Raw genomic sequence first — 14879 nt, forward strand, 5'->3', positions numbered from 1 at the left:
GCTCCGGCGTTGACAAGCCTGCACGAAGCTTGATCATGCCCGGACGCTGGCGATGTCTGGAGGGTGGTATGGCAATGCGCGCGGCTCGTGGTCTCTCTTTCCTTCTCCTTATCTTTTTCGCCCTGGGCGGGGCGGCCCTTGCGGCCGAAGCCCGGCGAATCGTCACGACCGACAATTCCGACTATTTCGGCTTCGACCTGAGGTCGGAGCAGAATGTCAGCCTCGACCAGTGCAAGACCACATGCCTCGGCGATACCGCCTGCCGCGCCTTCACCTACAACACCAAGGCGAAGTGGTGCTTTCTCAAATCCGACTATAACCAGTTGAAATCCTTCACCGGCGCCGTCGCCGGCAAGGTCGCGAATGTCGATGGCGACCCCGATATTGGCGCTCCGCCGGCCTTGGCCTTCTTTCCGAACTGGATGGCCGACCAGGCCCAGCAGTTCCGCAACCACCTGACCGACCCGGCCTATGACAAGCCGACCGAAGGCCTTGCCGCCCTGCAGGCCGCGGCCGAGCAGGCCTCGCTGACCGGCGACCATCGCCTTGCCATGCAGAAATACCAGGCCGCGATCTCCGTTCTGCCCGATGACGGCCCGCTCTGGCTGGCGCTGGCGCACGAGATACTGGCCGTGGAGCCGGCGTCGAACACCACCGAACCCGCGACGCTCCCGATGAACGCCACCTCGGCGGCCTTCAACGCCTACAAGCTGGTGCGCACGGCAAAGACCCGCGCCGAGGCGCTGGCGCTGCTTGCCGCCGGCCTCGATAAGCGCGACCTCTTCCGTCCGTCGCTTCAGGCCTATGAGGCGAGCCTTGCGCTGGTGAGCTCGCCCGCCGTCCAAGCCGACTATGCCGACCTCAAGGCGCGCAAGGGTTTCCGCGTCGTCGAGCATACCGTCGATGCCGATTCCTCCTCGCCGCGCATCTGCGCCCAGTTCTCCGAGGAACTGGTCAAGACCGGCGTCGACTATGCGCAGTTCGTCACCGTCGACAATGCCGCGCCCAAAGCCGTCGAAGCCAAGGACAAGCAGATCTGCGTCGAAGGCCTGGAGCACGGCCAGCATTACGACGTGACCTTCCGCGCCGGCCTGCCGGCCGCGATCAGCGAGACGCTCGCCGCGCCCGTCGTGCTGTCGATCTACGTCCAGGACCGCGCTCCGTCCGCCCGCTTCACCGGCGACAGCTTCGTGCTGCCGGCCGGCGCGCGTCGCGGCATTCCGGTCGTCACCGTCAACATGAACGCCGCCAAGATGGCGCTCTACCGCATCGGCGATCGTTCGCTGGCGCAGCTTCTGTCCGGCTATCAGTTCCTGCATCAGCTCGACGGCTATGACATTTCCACCATTTCCGACCAGATGGGCGCGCCGGTCTGGTCCGGCACGCTCGACATCGCCAATGATCTCAACAAGGAAGTGACCACCTCTTTCCCGGTCGATGAAGCGATTCCGCAGCGCAAGCCCGGCGTCTATGTGCTGACGGCGCAACCGGTCGACGACAAGAGCGACGATTACGGCTCGCGCGCCACGCAGTGGTTCGTCGTCTCCGATATCGGCCTCTCAACCTATACCGGCCAGGACGGGCTCAACGTCTTTGCCCGTTCGCTGGGCTCGGCCAAGCCGATTTCCGGCGCCGAACTGACCCTGCTTGCCAGGAATAACGAAATCCTCGGCACCGCGACCACGGACGCCGAGGGCCACGCCGTCTTCAATCCGGGCCTTACCCGCGGCGAAAACGGCATGGTGCCGGCGGTGCTGATGGCCAAGCAGGGCGACAACGACTTCGTCTTCCTCGACATGGGCAAGGCCGGCTTCGACCTGTCGGATCGCGGCGTCGAAGGGCGCGCCTCGCCCGGCGCGCTCGACGTCTATGCCTGGACGGAGCGCGGCATCTACCGCGCCGGCGAGGACGTGCATGTCGCGGCGCTCGCCCGCGACGGCGCCGCCAAGGCGGTCGAGAACCTGCCGCTGACCTTCATCTTCACCCGTCCCGACGGTGTCGAGAACCGCCGAGTGGTCAGCAATGGCGAATCCGCCGGCGGCCATGCCGTCGACCTGCCGCTCGAGGCCAACGCCATGCGCGGCACCTGGACGGTGTCGATCTACACCGATCCCAAGCAGTCGCCGGTCGCCAGCCAGATGTTCCTTGTCGAGGATTTCGTGCCGGATCGCATCGAGTTCGACCTGACCGCCGACAAGAAGGAGATCGCCCAGGGCGAGACCGCCAACGCCACCGTCGACGGCCGCTTTCTCTACGGCGCGCCGGCCGCGGGCCTTGCGCTCGAAGGCGAGATGACGCTGTCGACCACCAGCAGTTGGGACAGCTTCAAGGACTTCACCTTCGGCCTCGCCGACGAGCAGTCGAGCGAGCCGACCGTGACGCCGCTGGCGAACCTTCCCGTCGTCGGCGACGACGGCAAGGCGACCTTCCCGATCACCATCGACCAGTTGCCGTCGACCACCAAGCTGGTCAACGCCAAGGTCACGGGGCGCATGCGCGAGGCCGGCGGCCGCGCCGTCGAGCGCTCGCTCGACATCGGCGTTCGCCCGCAGCGCGACGTCATCGGCATCCGCCCGGATTTCGAAGGCGATGAGGTGCCGCAAGGCGGAACCGCCAAGTTCAGCATCATCGCCGTCGATCCGAACGGCAAGCGCGAGGATCTGAAGGGCGCCCAGTGGTCGCTGGTCAAGGTCGAGCGCAATTATCAGTGGTACCGTTCCAACAATTCCTGGAACTACGAGGCAGTGAACCTCACCAAGGCCGTCGCCAATGGCGCGGTGGACCTGAAGGCCGATGGCGAGGCGACGGTGTCGCTGCCCGTCGACTGGGGCCGCTACCGGCTCGAGGTCGAGACCGCCGACCCCGACGGTCCGGCGTCCAGCTATGAGTTCGACGCCGGCTGGTATGTCGCCTCGACCACCACCGAGACCCCCGATGGCCTGGAGATCGCCCTCGACAAGGACAGCTACGCCGCCGGCGAAGTCGCCAAGCTGAAGGTCTCGCCGCATTTTGCCGGCGAACTTCTGGTCACCATCGGCGCCGAAAAGCTGTTGAAGACCGTCACCGCTTCGGTGCCGGCCGGCGGCAGCACCGTCGACATCCCGGTCGGCGACGACTGGGGCGCCGGCGCCTATGTCACGGCGACCTTGTTCCGGCCCGGCGACGCGCAGGAATCGCGCATGCCGGCCCGCGCCATCGGCATCCAGTGGCTGTCGGTCGATCCGGGTTCGAAGAAGCTGGCGGTCTCGCTGACGCCGCCGGAAAAGACCCTGCCGCGCCAGCAGCTGTCGATCCCCGTTGCGGTCAACGGCGCCCAGCCGGGCACAAACGCCTATGTGATGGTGGCTGCCGTCGATGTCGGCATCCTCAACCTCACCAACTACAAGGCGCCCGATCCTGAGGACTGGTTCTTCGGCCAGCGCATGCTGGGCCTGGAGATCCGCGACCTCTATGGCCGCCTGATCGACGGCTCGCTCGGCACCATGGGCAAGATACGGACCGGCGGCGACGGCGCCAACATGCAGGCGCAGGGCAGCCCGCCGACCGAAAAGCTGGTCGCCTTCTTCTCCGGCCCGGTCGAGCTCGACGCCAACGGCAAGGCGCGGATCGACTTCGACATCCCGCAGTTCAACGGCACCGTGCGTGTCATGGCGGTCGCCTGGACCAAGGAAGCCGTAGGCCATGCCCAGACCGACGTCATCGTGCGCGATCCGGTGGTGATCACCGCCGGCCTGCCGCGCTTCCTGGCGCCGGGCGACGCCGCGACCATGCGCCTCGACATAGCCGACACCGACGGCCCGGCCGGCGATTATGCGCTGTCCGTCACCACCACCGGCGATCTTTCCACCGGCGACAAGCCGCTGCCCGAGAAGCTGACGCTCGCCCAGGGCAAGCGCCAGTCGCTCACCTTCCCGCTGGTCGCCAGGACCGCGGGCGACGCCTCCGTCACCGTCAAGCTGGCGCATGCCGACGGCACCCAGGTCGAGCAGACGCTCTATCTGCCGGTGCGGCCGGCGCAGCTTCCGGTCACCAACCGCATGGTGGTCGACCTGAAGCCGCATGGCGGCTCGCTGCGGGTCGACAAGGAACTGCTTGCCGCCAGCGTGCTCGACGGCGCTTCGGTCAGCGTCGGCGTCTCGCAATCGTCCGCGCTCGACGTGCCGTCGCTGTTGATGTCGCTCGATCGCTATCCCTATGGCTGCGCCGAACAGACCACCAGCCGTGCCATGCCGCTGCTGTATGTCAACGACATGGCCAAGAGCATCGGCATGGAAAGCGATCCGGACCTGCATCAACGCATCCAGGACGCCATCTACAAAGTGCTCTCCTATCAGTCGGCAAGCGGCAGCTTCGGCCTCTGGGGCCCGGGTTCGGGCGACCTGTGGCTCGACGCCTATGTCAGCGAGTTCCTGACCCGGGCGCGCGAGGAGAAGTATGATGTTCCCGCGCTGGCGATGAACCAGGCGCTGAACAACCTGCAGAACTCGCTCGGCTACGACCAGGACGTCCAGGACAAGGGCAGCGATATCGCTTACGCGCTCTATGTGCTTGCCCGCAACAAGAAGGCCTCGATCGGCGACCTGCGCTACTACGCCGACACGCAGCTCGAGGCCTTCTCCAGCCCGATGGCGGTCGCGCAACTGGCGGCGAGCCTGGCACTCTACGGCGACACGCAGCGTTCGGAAGCCACGTTCCAGACGGCGCTCAGGCTGGCGCAGGCTGAACCCGACTACGACTGGTACCGCTCGGACTATGGCTCGCGGTTGCGTGACGGCGCGGCGCTGCTGGCCCTGGCGGCGGAATCGAAGCCGGTGCCGAGCATCATGCCGCAACTGATCAAGCTGGTGGGCGTGGCGCGCGCCGATGCCCGCTGGACGAGCACGCAGGACGAATCCTGGATGCTGCTTGCCGCAAGGGCGCTGAAGGAGGGCAATGATTCCATCACGCTTTCCGTCAACGGCGCGCCGCATTCGGGCGGCTATTCCGACCAGGTCGCCGGCAGCGACCTCATCGACAGCCCGCTCACCATCGCCAACACCGGCGCGACGCTGCTGCAGGCAGTGGTGACCGCGGTCGCCGCTCCGGTCGATCCGCTGCCCGCCGGCGGCGACGGCTTCACCATCGGTCGCACCTACTACAAGCTTGACGGCACCGAAGCCAACGTCACGGAGGCCAAGCAGAACGAGCGCTATGTGGTCGTGCTCAAGGTCTATGAGCAGAACAAATGGCCGTCGCGGGTGCTGATCACCGACCTGTTGCCGGCCGGCTTCGAGATCGACAATCCGAGCCTGGTGTCCAGCGCGCAATTGTCGAACTTCTCCTGGCTGGCGCAGACCGACGCCGCGCATCTGGAGTTCCGCGACGACCGCTTCGTCGCCGCCTTCAATCCGAACGAAGGCGACGGCGACCGCAACATCACGCTGGCCTATGTCGTGCGTGCCGTGACGCCCGGCACCTACGCCCATCCGGCGGCAACTGTGGAGGACATGTACCGGCCGCAATATTCGGCCCGCACCGCCACCGGCGTGATGGAGGTGAAGGCGGAGTAAGCGGCATGATAGACATAGCGATGGCGCTGCCCCTCATTGTCCTGCCGGACATTTCTCCCCGTATAGTGACGGGGAGAAAGGGGCTTGCGTCGACGCTTTCGCCAATCGGCAACGTCGCAAGACAGAAGCCGACATCGCAGCCAGCCTCCTTCTCCCCGTCATTATACGGGGAGAAGGTGCCGGCAGGCGGATGAGGGGCAGCGCCATGCTCTCCAAGAAATTTCTCCGTCGAACAGGCATCGCCGCAGCTTCACTCGCGGGGTTTGCGGCGATCGCCGCAGCCACCCTTTGGGAGCTCGACCGCGCCTTCCCGCCGCCGCTGCCGGCAAAGCTGACGGTCTCGACCGAAGTGCAGGACCGCGACGGCCATTTGCTGCGCGCCTTCGCCACGCCGGACGGCTACTGGCGGCTCGAGACCCGCCTCGACCAGGTCGACAAGCAATTCGTCGACATGCTGGTGACGTATGAGGACAAGCGCTTCTGGGACCACAGGGGTGTCGACGTCCTGGCGCTCTGCCGCGCCGCCGGCCAGCTCGTCACCAGCGGCCACATCGTGTCGGGCGGTTCGACCTTGTCGATGCAGCTTGCCCGGCTGATCGAGCCGCGCGACAGCCGCAGCCTCGGCTCCAAGCTCAGGCAGATGCTCAGGGCCATCCAGATCGAGCGGCGTCTGTCCAAGCAGGAAATCCTCGAACGCTACCTGACGCTGGCGCCCTATGGCGGAAATCTCGAGGGCGTGCGCGCCGCCTCGCTCGCCTATTTCGGCAAGGAGCCGAAGCGGCTGACCGTGTCGGAAGCCGCCCTCCTCGTCGCACTGCCGCAACTGCCGGAAAAGCGCCGGCCCGACCGCAACCTCGGCATAGCGCATGCCGCGCGCGACCGGGTGCTGACCCGCATGGTCTCGGCCGGCCTGCTCGGTGAGCGCGAAGCGCAGCGCGCGGCGCTGGACGACGTCTCCGGCCTGCGCAGAAAACTGCCGGCGCTGGCCGCGCACGCCTCCTACGCCATGCTGCCGAGGGCCGTGCCCGGCAAACCGCTGCAGCTCACCATCCGCAAAAGCGTGCAGCAAGGGCTGGAGCAGGTCGCAAGGGATGCCGCCAGGAAGCTCGGCCCGAAACTTTCCGTCGCCATGGTGATGGCCGACGCCCGCACCGGCGACATTCTCGGCGAAGTCGGCTCGGCCAATTTCTTCGACGCCAGCCGCTCCGGCTGGATCGACATGACCAAGGTGTTGCGTTCGCCCGGTTCGACGCTGAAGCCTTTCATCTATGGCCTGGCCTTCGAGCAAGGGCTGGTGGCGCAGGAGATGATCATCGAGGACAGCCCGGCCGATTTCGGCGGCTACCGGCCGAAGAATTTCGACACGGGCTACCAGGGCGACGTCTCGATCCGCCAGGCGCTGCAATTGTCGCTTAACGTGCCGGCGATCCGCGTGCTCGACGCGGTCGGTCCGGCGCGGCTGACGGCGCGGTTCCGCCAGGCCGGCGTCAACCCGATCCTGCCGGTGAACGAGGCGCCGGGCCTGGCGATCGGGCTTGGCGGCGTCGGCGTGACCTTGCGTGACCTGGTGCAGCTCTATACGGGGCTCGCCAATGGCGGCAAGATGCACACGCTGCATGACGGCACCGAGCCGGCCAATGTCGAGCGCACCACAGCCACCATCCTCGACGACCAGGCCGCCTGGCAGATCAACGACATCCTGTCCGGCGTGAAGCCGCCGGAAGGCGCCATGCAGCGCGGCATCGCCTACAAGACCGGCACCTCCTATGGCTATCGCGATGCCTGGTCCGTCGGCTTCGATGGCCGCTACGTCCTGGGTGTGTGGGTCGGCCGCGCCGATGCGAGCCCCGTCCCCGGTCTGTCGGGCTATGTCTCGGCGGCACCGATCCTGTTCGAAGGTTTCGTCCGTTGCGGCCTTGCCAGCGTGCCGTTGCCCGGCCGGCCGCCGGGCGTGTTCAATCCCAAGCGCGAGGAATTGCCGGTGACGCTCGCCCGTTTCGGTGCCGGCTCCGACGGGCTGGTGCAGGCCACCGCCACCGAACCCGCGCCGACCATCATCTTCCCGCCCAATGGCGCCCGCGTGGATCTTGGCACCAACTCCGCCGACGCCACGCCGCTGGTGCTGAAGCTGCAGGGCGGCCGCGCGCCGTTCCGCTGGCTCGCCAACGGCAAGCCGCTCGCCGGCATCGACCGCCGCCGCACCGCGACCTGGCAGCCGGACGGTACCGGCTATTCGACGCTGACCGTCATCGACGCCGCCGGCCGCGCGGCGAGCGTGAAGGTTTTCGTTGAATAGGATGCGGCAAGCGATTCTGCGAGGTGCGCTTTTTAGTCTGACATCCGGTGCGAGGCCCCCCTCTCTGGCCTGCCGGCCATCTCCCCCTCAAGGGGGGAGATTATTCGCTTCGCGGCTTTCGCTAATCATCAACGCAGGAAGGATGGACGCGGCGCCGACACCGCCAATCTCCCCCCTTGAGGGGGAGATGCCCGGCAGGGCAGAGAGGGGGGCCTCGCGCCATACCTTTCCATTAGGAGCTGCTCTAACCGCAACGCTGATCCTCCTATCCGCAACCCCCACCCCGGCCCTTGCCGATCCCCTGCCCGTCGGCTTCCTCAGGCTCACCGATGTCGATCCGACCATCCGCCAGGACATCCGCTACGCCAGCCTTGAAAACTTCCTGCACCGCAAGGTCGACGGCTATGACGCGCCTGTCTGCATCCTGACCGCGCAAGCGGCGAAGGCGCTGTCCAGCGTTCAGAGAACGATGACCGCCAAAGGCCTGACGCTGGTCGTCTTCGACTGCTACCGCCCGGCCCGCGCCGTTACAGATATGGTCAGATGGACAAGAGAAGGCGGCCCGCCGGACCCGCAATGGTATCCGACCGTCCGGCGTGGCGATCTTATCGCCAAGGGCTATGTCGGCGAATTGTCCAGCCATTCGCGCGGCTCGACCGTGGACCTCGCCATCGCCGAGACGGACAACAGCTCTGTAGATCCGGCCTGCGGCGCGCCGGACGTCGGAACACTCGACTTCGGCACCGGTTTTGACTGCTTCGATCCGATGAGCGAGACCGCGCACCGACCTCTTCCCGCCGAAGCGACGGCGAACCGCAAGATGCTGCTTGCCGCCATGCGTGCCGCCGGCTTCCGCAACTATGCGCGCGAATGGTGGCACTTCACGCTGGCCAAAGAGCCTTTTCCAAAACAGCGTTTCGATTTTCCGGTCACGGCCAATTAATGCGCCGGGGCTTGCCCTGACCCTGACCGCTTCTAATTAGGCCGGCTGATGCCGAGCCGAGCCAAAAGCGGAGGAGGAAGTTATTTCTTCAAAGAGCCGAATCTCGGCGAAAAATTGCTTTCATCAGGCGAAAAAGGCAACATTCAATGCATCTAATTTCTATAAACTCGCTAGAGTTCGCTGCAGTTCAACGGAGGCGGGAATGACCAAACCTCATTTCAGGAAACTGCTCGGCGCGCTGGTCGCCACATCTATCCAGTTCGGCACGCTCGGTTTCGCGTTCGCCGATACGACCATCTTGAACGTGTCCTACGATCCGACACGTGAGCTTTACAAGGCCTATGACGAGGCCTTCGCCGCGCACTGGAAAGCCGAGACCGGCGAGACGGTCACCATCCAGCAGTCGCATGGCGGATCGGGCGCCCAGGCCCGCGCGGTGATCGACGGGCTCAATGCCGACGTGGTGACGCTGGCGCTCGAAGGCGACATCAACGCCATCGTGACCAAGTCGAAGAAGATCAATCCCGACTGGCGCAAGAAATTCGAAAACAATTCAGCGCCTTACACCTCGACCATCATCTTCCTGGTGCGCAAGGGCAACCCCAAGGGCATCCACGACTGGAGCGATCTGGTGAAGGACGGCGTCCAGGTGATCACGCCGAACCCGAAAACCTCCGGCGGCGCGCGCTGGAACTATCTCGCGGCCTGGGCCTACGCCAACGCGCATGACGGTAATGACGAGGCTAAGACCAAGGAATTCATCGGCAAGCTGTATGCCAACGCGCCGGTGCTCGACAGCGGCGCACGCGGTTCGACCGTCACCTTTGCTCAGAAGGGCCTGGGCGACGTGCTGATCGGCTGGGAGAACGACGCCTATCTGGCCCTCGACGAATTCGGTGCCGACAATTTCGACATCGTCTACCCGCCGACCTCGATCCTGGCCGAACCGCCTGTCGCCGTCGTCGACGCCAATGTCGACGCCAAAGGCACGCGCAAGGTGGCCGAGGCCTATCTTTCCTGGCTCTATTCGAAGGAAGGCCAGACCATCATCGCCAAGAACCACTATCGCCCGGCCAAGCCCGAACTGGTTCCGGCCGAGGACCTTGCAAAGCTGCCCGCGATCAAGCTCGTCACCATCGACGACCCGCAATTTGGCGGCTGGAAGAAGGCACAGCCTTACCATTTCGGCGACGGTGGTATATTCGACCAGATTTATAAGCCAGCCCAGTGAGAGGCCGAGCCTCGAAAACTAGCGACTGCAATCTGGTTGAGTAAGAAGGGACGATCCAGAACAGCATGACCACAGCACCCGCTCATGCGGGGTGGCGATTCAGACAGCCGAGTGTCATTCCGGGTTTCGGACTGACGCTCGGCTTCTCGCTTGCCTACCTCACGCTCATCATCCTCATCCCGCTCTCCGGGCTGATCTGGCGCTCGGCCGCGCTCGGCTGGACCGATTTCTGGGCTTTGGCCACCGACCGGCGCACCCTCAAGGCGCTTGAAATCAGCTTCGGCACCGCTTTCATCGCCGCGGCAGTCAATGTCGTGTTCGGCACTTTAGTCGCCTGGGTGCTGGTCCGCTATCGTTTCCCCGGCCGCCGCGTCGTCGACGCCATGGTCGACCTACCTTTCGCGCTGCCTACCGCGGTCGCCGGCATCGCGCTGACCACGCTCTATGCACCGACCGGCTGGCTCGGCAAATTGCTGATGCCGCTCGGCCTCAAGGTCGCCTACACCCCGCTCGGCATCATCGTGGCGCTGGTGTTCATCGGCCTGCCCTTCGTCGTGCGCACCGTCCAGCCGATCATGGAAGAGCTCGACAAGGAGGTCGAAGAGGCCGCCGCCACGCTCGGCGCCAGCCGTTTCCAGATCATTACCCGCGTCCTATTTCCGGGGCTGGCGCCAGCCGTCATCACCGGTTTCTCGCTCGCGTTCGCACGCGGTGTCGGCGAATACGGCTCGGTCATCTTCATCGCCGGCAACCTGCCCTACAAATCCGAGATCGCGCCGCTTCTGATCGTCATCCGGCTGGAGGAGTACAACTATCCGGCCGCGACCGCGATCGCCGCGATCATGCTGGCGCTGTCCTTCGCCATGCTGCTCCTCATCAACCTCGTGCAGACATGGAGCCGCAAGCGCTATGGCTGATCCAGAGATCAAGTCCTATGAACCGCACCACGAGAGCCAGTCGGCCGCGGTCACGGAAAGCCGTCCCGTCCGCATCACGCTGACGACCGTCACGCTGGTCTTTCTCGGCATCTTCCTGCTGTTGCCGCTGATCATCGTGTTCAAGGAGGCTTTCGCCAAGGGCGTCGGCGCCTATTTCCAATCGCTCGGCGATGCCGACACGCGCTCCGCCATCCGGCTGACATTGCTGGTGGCGGCAATCTCGGTGCCGCTCAATCTCGTCTTCGGCCTTTCGGCCGCCTGGGCCATCGCCAAGTTCGAGTTCAAGGGCAAGGCGTTCCTGACCACGCTGATCGACCTGCCCTTCTCGGTCTCGCCGGTCATTTCCGGCCTGGTCTATGTGCTTTTGTTCGGCGCTCAAGGTTTGCTCGGCGAATGGCTGAACGCGCATGGCATCCAGATCCTGTTCGCCGTGCCGGGCATCGTTCTGGCCACCGTCTTCGTCACCTTCCCCTTCGTCGCCCGCGAGCTGATCCCGCTGATGCAGGAACAAGGCAATGGCGACGAGGAGGCTGCTCTTTCGCTCGGCGCCAACGGCTGGCAAGCCTTCTGGTATGTGACGCTGCCGAACATCAAATGGGGGCTGCTCTACGGCGTGCTGCTCTGCAATGCCCGCGCCATGGGCGAGTTCGGCGCTGTCTCCGTGGTGTCCGGCCACATACGCGGCCTCACCAACACCATGCCGCTGCATGTCGAGATCCTGTACAATGAGTACAACGCCGTCGGCGCCTTTGCGGTCGCTTCACTGCTCGCCGGCCTGGCGCTGGTGACGCTGGTCTTGAAAACACTTCTCGAGATGCGCTACGGCCCCGAGATCGCCGCGACACGCGGACACTAGGTGCATGTCACCCAAAAGTGCATAGCGGTTTTGGATAATGATATGCATCAGAGAACTGAGGGATTTGCATGGAAGTTCGCGTCGTCAACGTGCGCAAGGAGTTTGAGCGGTTTCCGGCGCTCCACGACGTGTCGCTCGACATCAAATCCGGCGAGCTCATCGCGCTGCTGGGTCCGTCGGGCTCCGGCAAGACGACGCTGCTGCGGCTGATCGCCGGCTTGGAGCGGCCGACCAAGGGAGCGATCTTCTTCGGCGAGGAAGACGCTTCGCAGAAGTCGATCCAGGAACGCAATGTCGGCTTCGTCTTCCAGCATTACGCGCTGTTCCGTCACATGACGGTCGCCGACAATATCGGCTTCGGCCTGAAGGTCCGGCACGGTGCCGCACGGCCGCGGGCGCAGGAAATCCGCCGCCGGGCATTGGAACTGCTCGACCTCGTCCAGCTGTCAGGCCTGGAAAAGCGCTATCCGGCGCAGCTCTCCGGCGGCCAGCGCCAGCGCGTGGCTCTGGCGCGCGCCATGGCGATCGAACCCAAGGTGCTTCTGCTCGACGAACCCTTCGGCGCGCTCGACGCGCAGGTGCGCCGCGAGTTGCGCCGCTGGCTGCGCGAGATCCATGATCGCACCGGCCACACGACCGTCTTCGTCACGCACGACCAGGAAGAGGCACTGGAACTCGCTGACCGCGTCGTCGTCATGAGCCAGGGCCGCATCGAGCAGGTCGGCACCGCCGACGACATCTACGACACGCCGAACTCGCCCTTCGTCTACTCCTTCATCGGCGAGTCGAGCTCGCTGCCGGTCAAGGTGGAGAACGGCGAGGTCTGGATTGCCGACCGGCCGATCGGACTTGAGGCGCCGCATGCGCCGACCGGAGAGGCGGTTCTCTACTTCCGCCCGCACGACGTCGATCTGCTCGACGGCTGCAGCGGCTGCATCGCCGGCACGGTCGCCGCCAGCCGTCGCGTCGCCGGCACAAGACGCGTCGAGCTGGAGATCGGCGGCGAGCGCCAGCGCGTCGAGATCGAGCTTCCGATCGACCATCCCGCTGCGCAGAAGAGCCGCGTGGCGTTCAGGCCACGGCGCTGGAAGCTTTTTCCCACGGCCTGAGCTATCTTTCGCTCTGACTCCTGCTCCGGCGCGACAGCCTGGGGCTGTTCATGAATCAGCTTGGAAGGAAATCCTAGCAAAGAGCTGTTTCGGCGAGATATTTTCCAGACCTTCGCTCGCCTGTCGGAGCGGGTGCCTCGTCGCTTCAGGCTTTCCCGACTATGGTCTCGCCGTAGCTTGATCCATTTCCAAGGAGCCTGTTTTCATGAAGCGTCTGTTGCTTGGCATCGCGGCTGTTGCCGGTCTCGTCCTCGCGTCCTCCCAAGCCTGGTCGGCCGACAAGCTCTTGAATGCATCCTATGACGTCGGCCGCGAACTGTTCGCCGACATCAACAAGGCCTTCGTCGCCAAGCACCCCGGCGTCACCATCGATCAGTCGCATGCCGGGACCTCGGCGCAGGCGCGCGCCATCGCCGAAGGTCTTGCAGCCGATGTCGTCACCTTCAACCAGGTCACCGACGTCGACTTCCTGGTCAAGAAGGGCCTCGTCTCGGCCGATTGGCAGAAGGATTTTCCGGACAACGCCTCGCCCTTTTATTCGCTGCCTTCGTTCCTTGTCCGCGCCGGCAACCCGAAACACATCAAGGACTGGAACGACCTGGTGCGCGACGACGTGCAGGTGATCTTCCCCAACCCGAAGACATCCGGCAATGCGCGCTACACCTATCTCGCCGCAACAGCCTATGCCAAGGAAGCCTTCAAGGGCGACGATGCCAAGGTCAAGGAGTTCATCACCAAGCTCTTCAACAACGTGCCGATCTTCGACACCGGCGGCCGCGCCGCCACCACCACCTTCGTCCAGCGTGAGATCGGCGACGTGCTGATCACCTTCGAGTCCGAGACGCGCGGCATCCGCAAGGAATATGGCGACGACAAGTTCGAGCAGGTCACCCCTTCGGTCAGCCTGCTGGCCGAGTTCCCGGTGGCAATCGTCGACAAGGTTGCCGACGAGCATGGCAGCCGCGATCTCGCCAAGTCCTATCTCGACTTCCTCTACACGCCGGACGGTCAGGAGATTGCCGCCGAGAACGGCTTGCGGACTCGCGACGCGGCTGTCGCCGCCAAGCACAAGGCCGACTTCCCCGACGTCCGCCTGCTGACGGTGAATGAGGTGTTCGGTGGTTGGGACAAGGTCCAGAAAGAGCACTTCGTCGCAGGCGGGCTGCTCGATCAGACCTATGGCAGCCGCTGAAAGGGCTCCACAATCAGGAAGCGCAAGGAGGCCGGCTTTGCCGGCTTTCTTCTTGTAAGCGGGGCTGCATGAGTTCGCAGGGGAAATCCCGGCCCCAACGTGAAAAACGTTACGAAGAATCAACGCGTTTGTGCCTAAGCTGCACCGGCAAATTGTTGGGCCAGAGGGCGTTCGACGGTCAAACTGTCATGATTTGCACACAAACAACCGCCAGATGCAGGGCGATTGGGGTTTGATGAATTGAATCGGGCATGCTGACCAAAAAAGGCAAATACGGCCTCAAGGCCCTCGTGCATCTTTCCAGCCTGCCGGCGGGTCAGCTTGCATTCGTCAACGACATTGCCGTTGCCAACAACATCCCGAAGAAATTCCTGGATGCGATCCTGGGCGAGCTGCGCAATGCCGGCTTCGTCCAGAGCCGCAAGGGCAAGGAAGGCGGCTATCGCCTCGCCCGGCCCGCTTCCGAGATCAAGATCGGCCATGTCGTGCGTGTGCTCGACGGGCCGCTGGCGCCGATCCCTTGCGCCAGCCGCACGCAATATCAGCGTTGCGAGGATTGCGACGAGGCCACCTGCCAGGTCCGCCACATGATGCTGGAAGTGCGCCAGGCTATCGCCGAGGTGCTCGACAACCGCAGCCTCGCCGCCATGCGCGACGCCGACAACGACGATTTCCCGGCCGAGTTGACTTCGCAGATCTAAGCCTCCCTGCCATGCAAGGGTGAGTAGTCCATCAGTTGAAAATGGTGGGCCTTGAATATGTCTC

At 64.6% G+C, this 14879-nt stretch carries 9 protein-coding genes; all 9 read left to right on the forward strand.

Annotation, left to right across the window (positions count from 1 at the left end; genetic code table 11):
* Positions 1-68 precede the first annotated feature (68 nt).
* The 9 genes from CK230_RS03235 to CK230_RS03280 all read left to right on the forward strand — a co-directional run bounded on the left by CK230_RS03235 (position 69) and on the right by CK230_RS03280 (position 14815).
* A complete protein-coding gene (locus tag CK230_RS03235; RefSeq protein WP_095815721.1) occupies positions 69-5549 on the forward strand; it encodes an alpha-2-macroglobulin family protein in 5481 nt (1826 codons plus the stop codon).
* A 205-nt stretch (positions 5550-5754) separates the two neighbouring features.
* Positions 5755-7845, forward strand: coding sequence for a penicillin-binding protein 1C (gene pbpC, locus CK230_RS03245; protein WP_245429799.1), 2091 nt, complete (start codon positions 5755-5757; stop codon positions 7843-7845).
* A gap of 187 nt (positions 7846-8032) precedes the next feature.
* Complete coding sequence (locus tag CK230_RS03250) at positions 8033-8788, forward strand: M15 family metallopeptidase (protein WP_245429800.1); 756 nt, start codon at positions 8033-8035, stop codon at positions 8786-8788.
* 202 nt (positions 8789-8990) lie between these two features.
* Complete coding sequence (locus tag CK230_RS03255; protein WP_095815723.1) at positions 8991-10019, forward strand: sulfate ABC transporter substrate-binding protein; 1029 nt, start codon at positions 8991-8993, stop codon at positions 10017-10019.
* A 65-nt stretch (positions 10020-10084) separates the two neighbouring features.
* Complete coding sequence (cysT, locus tag CK230_RS03260; protein ID WP_095815724.1) at positions 10085-10936, forward strand: sulfate ABC transporter permease subunit CysT; 852 nt, start codon at positions 10085-10087, stop codon at positions 10934-10936.
* Positions 10929-11813, forward strand: coding sequence for a sulfate ABC transporter permease subunit CysW (cysW, locus tag CK230_RS03265; RefSeq protein WP_095815725.1), 885 nt, complete (start codon positions 10929-10931; stop codon positions 11811-11813). The genes cysT and cysW overlap by 8 nt, the downstream gene beginning before the upstream one ends.
* A gap of 68 nt (positions 11814-11881) precedes the next feature.
* Positions 11882-12922 carry a sulfate/molybdate ABC transporter ATP-binding protein gene (locus tag CK230_RS03270; protein ID WP_095815726.1) on the forward strand — a complete coding sequence of 347 codons (1041 nt, stop codon included), beginning with the start codon at positions 11882-11884 and terminating at the stop codon, positions 12920-12922.
* 205 nt (positions 12923-13127) lie between these two features.
* Complete coding sequence (locus CK230_RS03275) at positions 13128-14114, forward strand: sulfate ABC transporter substrate-binding protein (protein ID WP_095815727.1); 987 nt, start codon at positions 13128-13130, stop codon at positions 14112-14114.
* A 251-nt stretch (positions 14115-14365) separates the two neighbouring features.
* The gene (locus tag CK230_RS03280) at positions 14366-14815 is read left to right on the forward strand and encodes an Rrf2 family transcriptional regulator (RefSeq protein WP_027167615.1); all 450 of its coding nucleotides are present in this window, start codon (positions 14366-14368) and stop codon (positions 14813-14815) included.
* The last annotated feature ends 64 nt before the right edge of the window (positions 14816-14879 follow it).

It is taken from the genome of Mesorhizobium sp. WSM3859 (genome assembly GCF_002295065.1).
Lineage (GTDB): Bacteria > Pseudomonadota > Alphaproteobacteria > Rhizobiales > Rhizobiaceae > Mesorhizobium.

Excerpts from the sequence above, each read along its gene's own strand:
- CK230_RS03255 (WP_095815723.1), top strand. The coding sequence starts at position 8,991 with ATGACCAAACCTCATTTCAGGAAACTGCTCGGCGCGCTGGTCGCCACA.
- cysT (WP_095815724.1), top strand. The coding sequence starts at position 10,085 with ATGACCACAGCACCCGCTCATGCGGGGTGGCGATTCAGACAGCCGAGT.
- CK230_RS03250 (WP_245429800.1), top strand. The coding sequence starts at position 8,033 with ATGCCCGGCAGGGCAGAGAGGGGGGCCTCGCGCCATACCTTTCCATTA.
- cysW (WP_095815725.1), top strand. The coding sequence starts at position 10,929 with ATGGCTGATCCAGAGATCAAGTCCTATGAACCGCACCACGAGAGCCAG.
- CK230_RS03235 (WP_095815721.1), top strand. The coding sequence starts at position 69 with ATGGCAATGCGCGCGGCTCGTGGTCTCTCTTTCCTTCTCCTTATCTTT.
- CK230_RS03275 (WP_095815727.1), top strand. The coding sequence starts at position 13,128 with ATGAAGCGTCTGTTGCTTGGCATCGCGGCTGTTGCCGGTCTCGTCCTC.
- CK230_RS03270 (WP_095815726.1), top strand. The coding sequence starts at position 11,882 with ATGGAAGTTCGCGTCGTCAACGTGCGCAAGGAGTTTGAGCGGTTTCCG.
- CK230_RS03280 (WP_027167615.1), top strand. The coding sequence starts at position 14,366 with ATGCTGACCAAAAAAGGCAAATACGGCCTCAAGGCCCTCGTGCATCTT.
- pbpC (WP_245429799.1), top strand. The coding sequence starts at position 5,755 with ATGCTCTCCAAGAAATTTCTCCGTCGAACAGGCATCGCCGCAGCTTCA.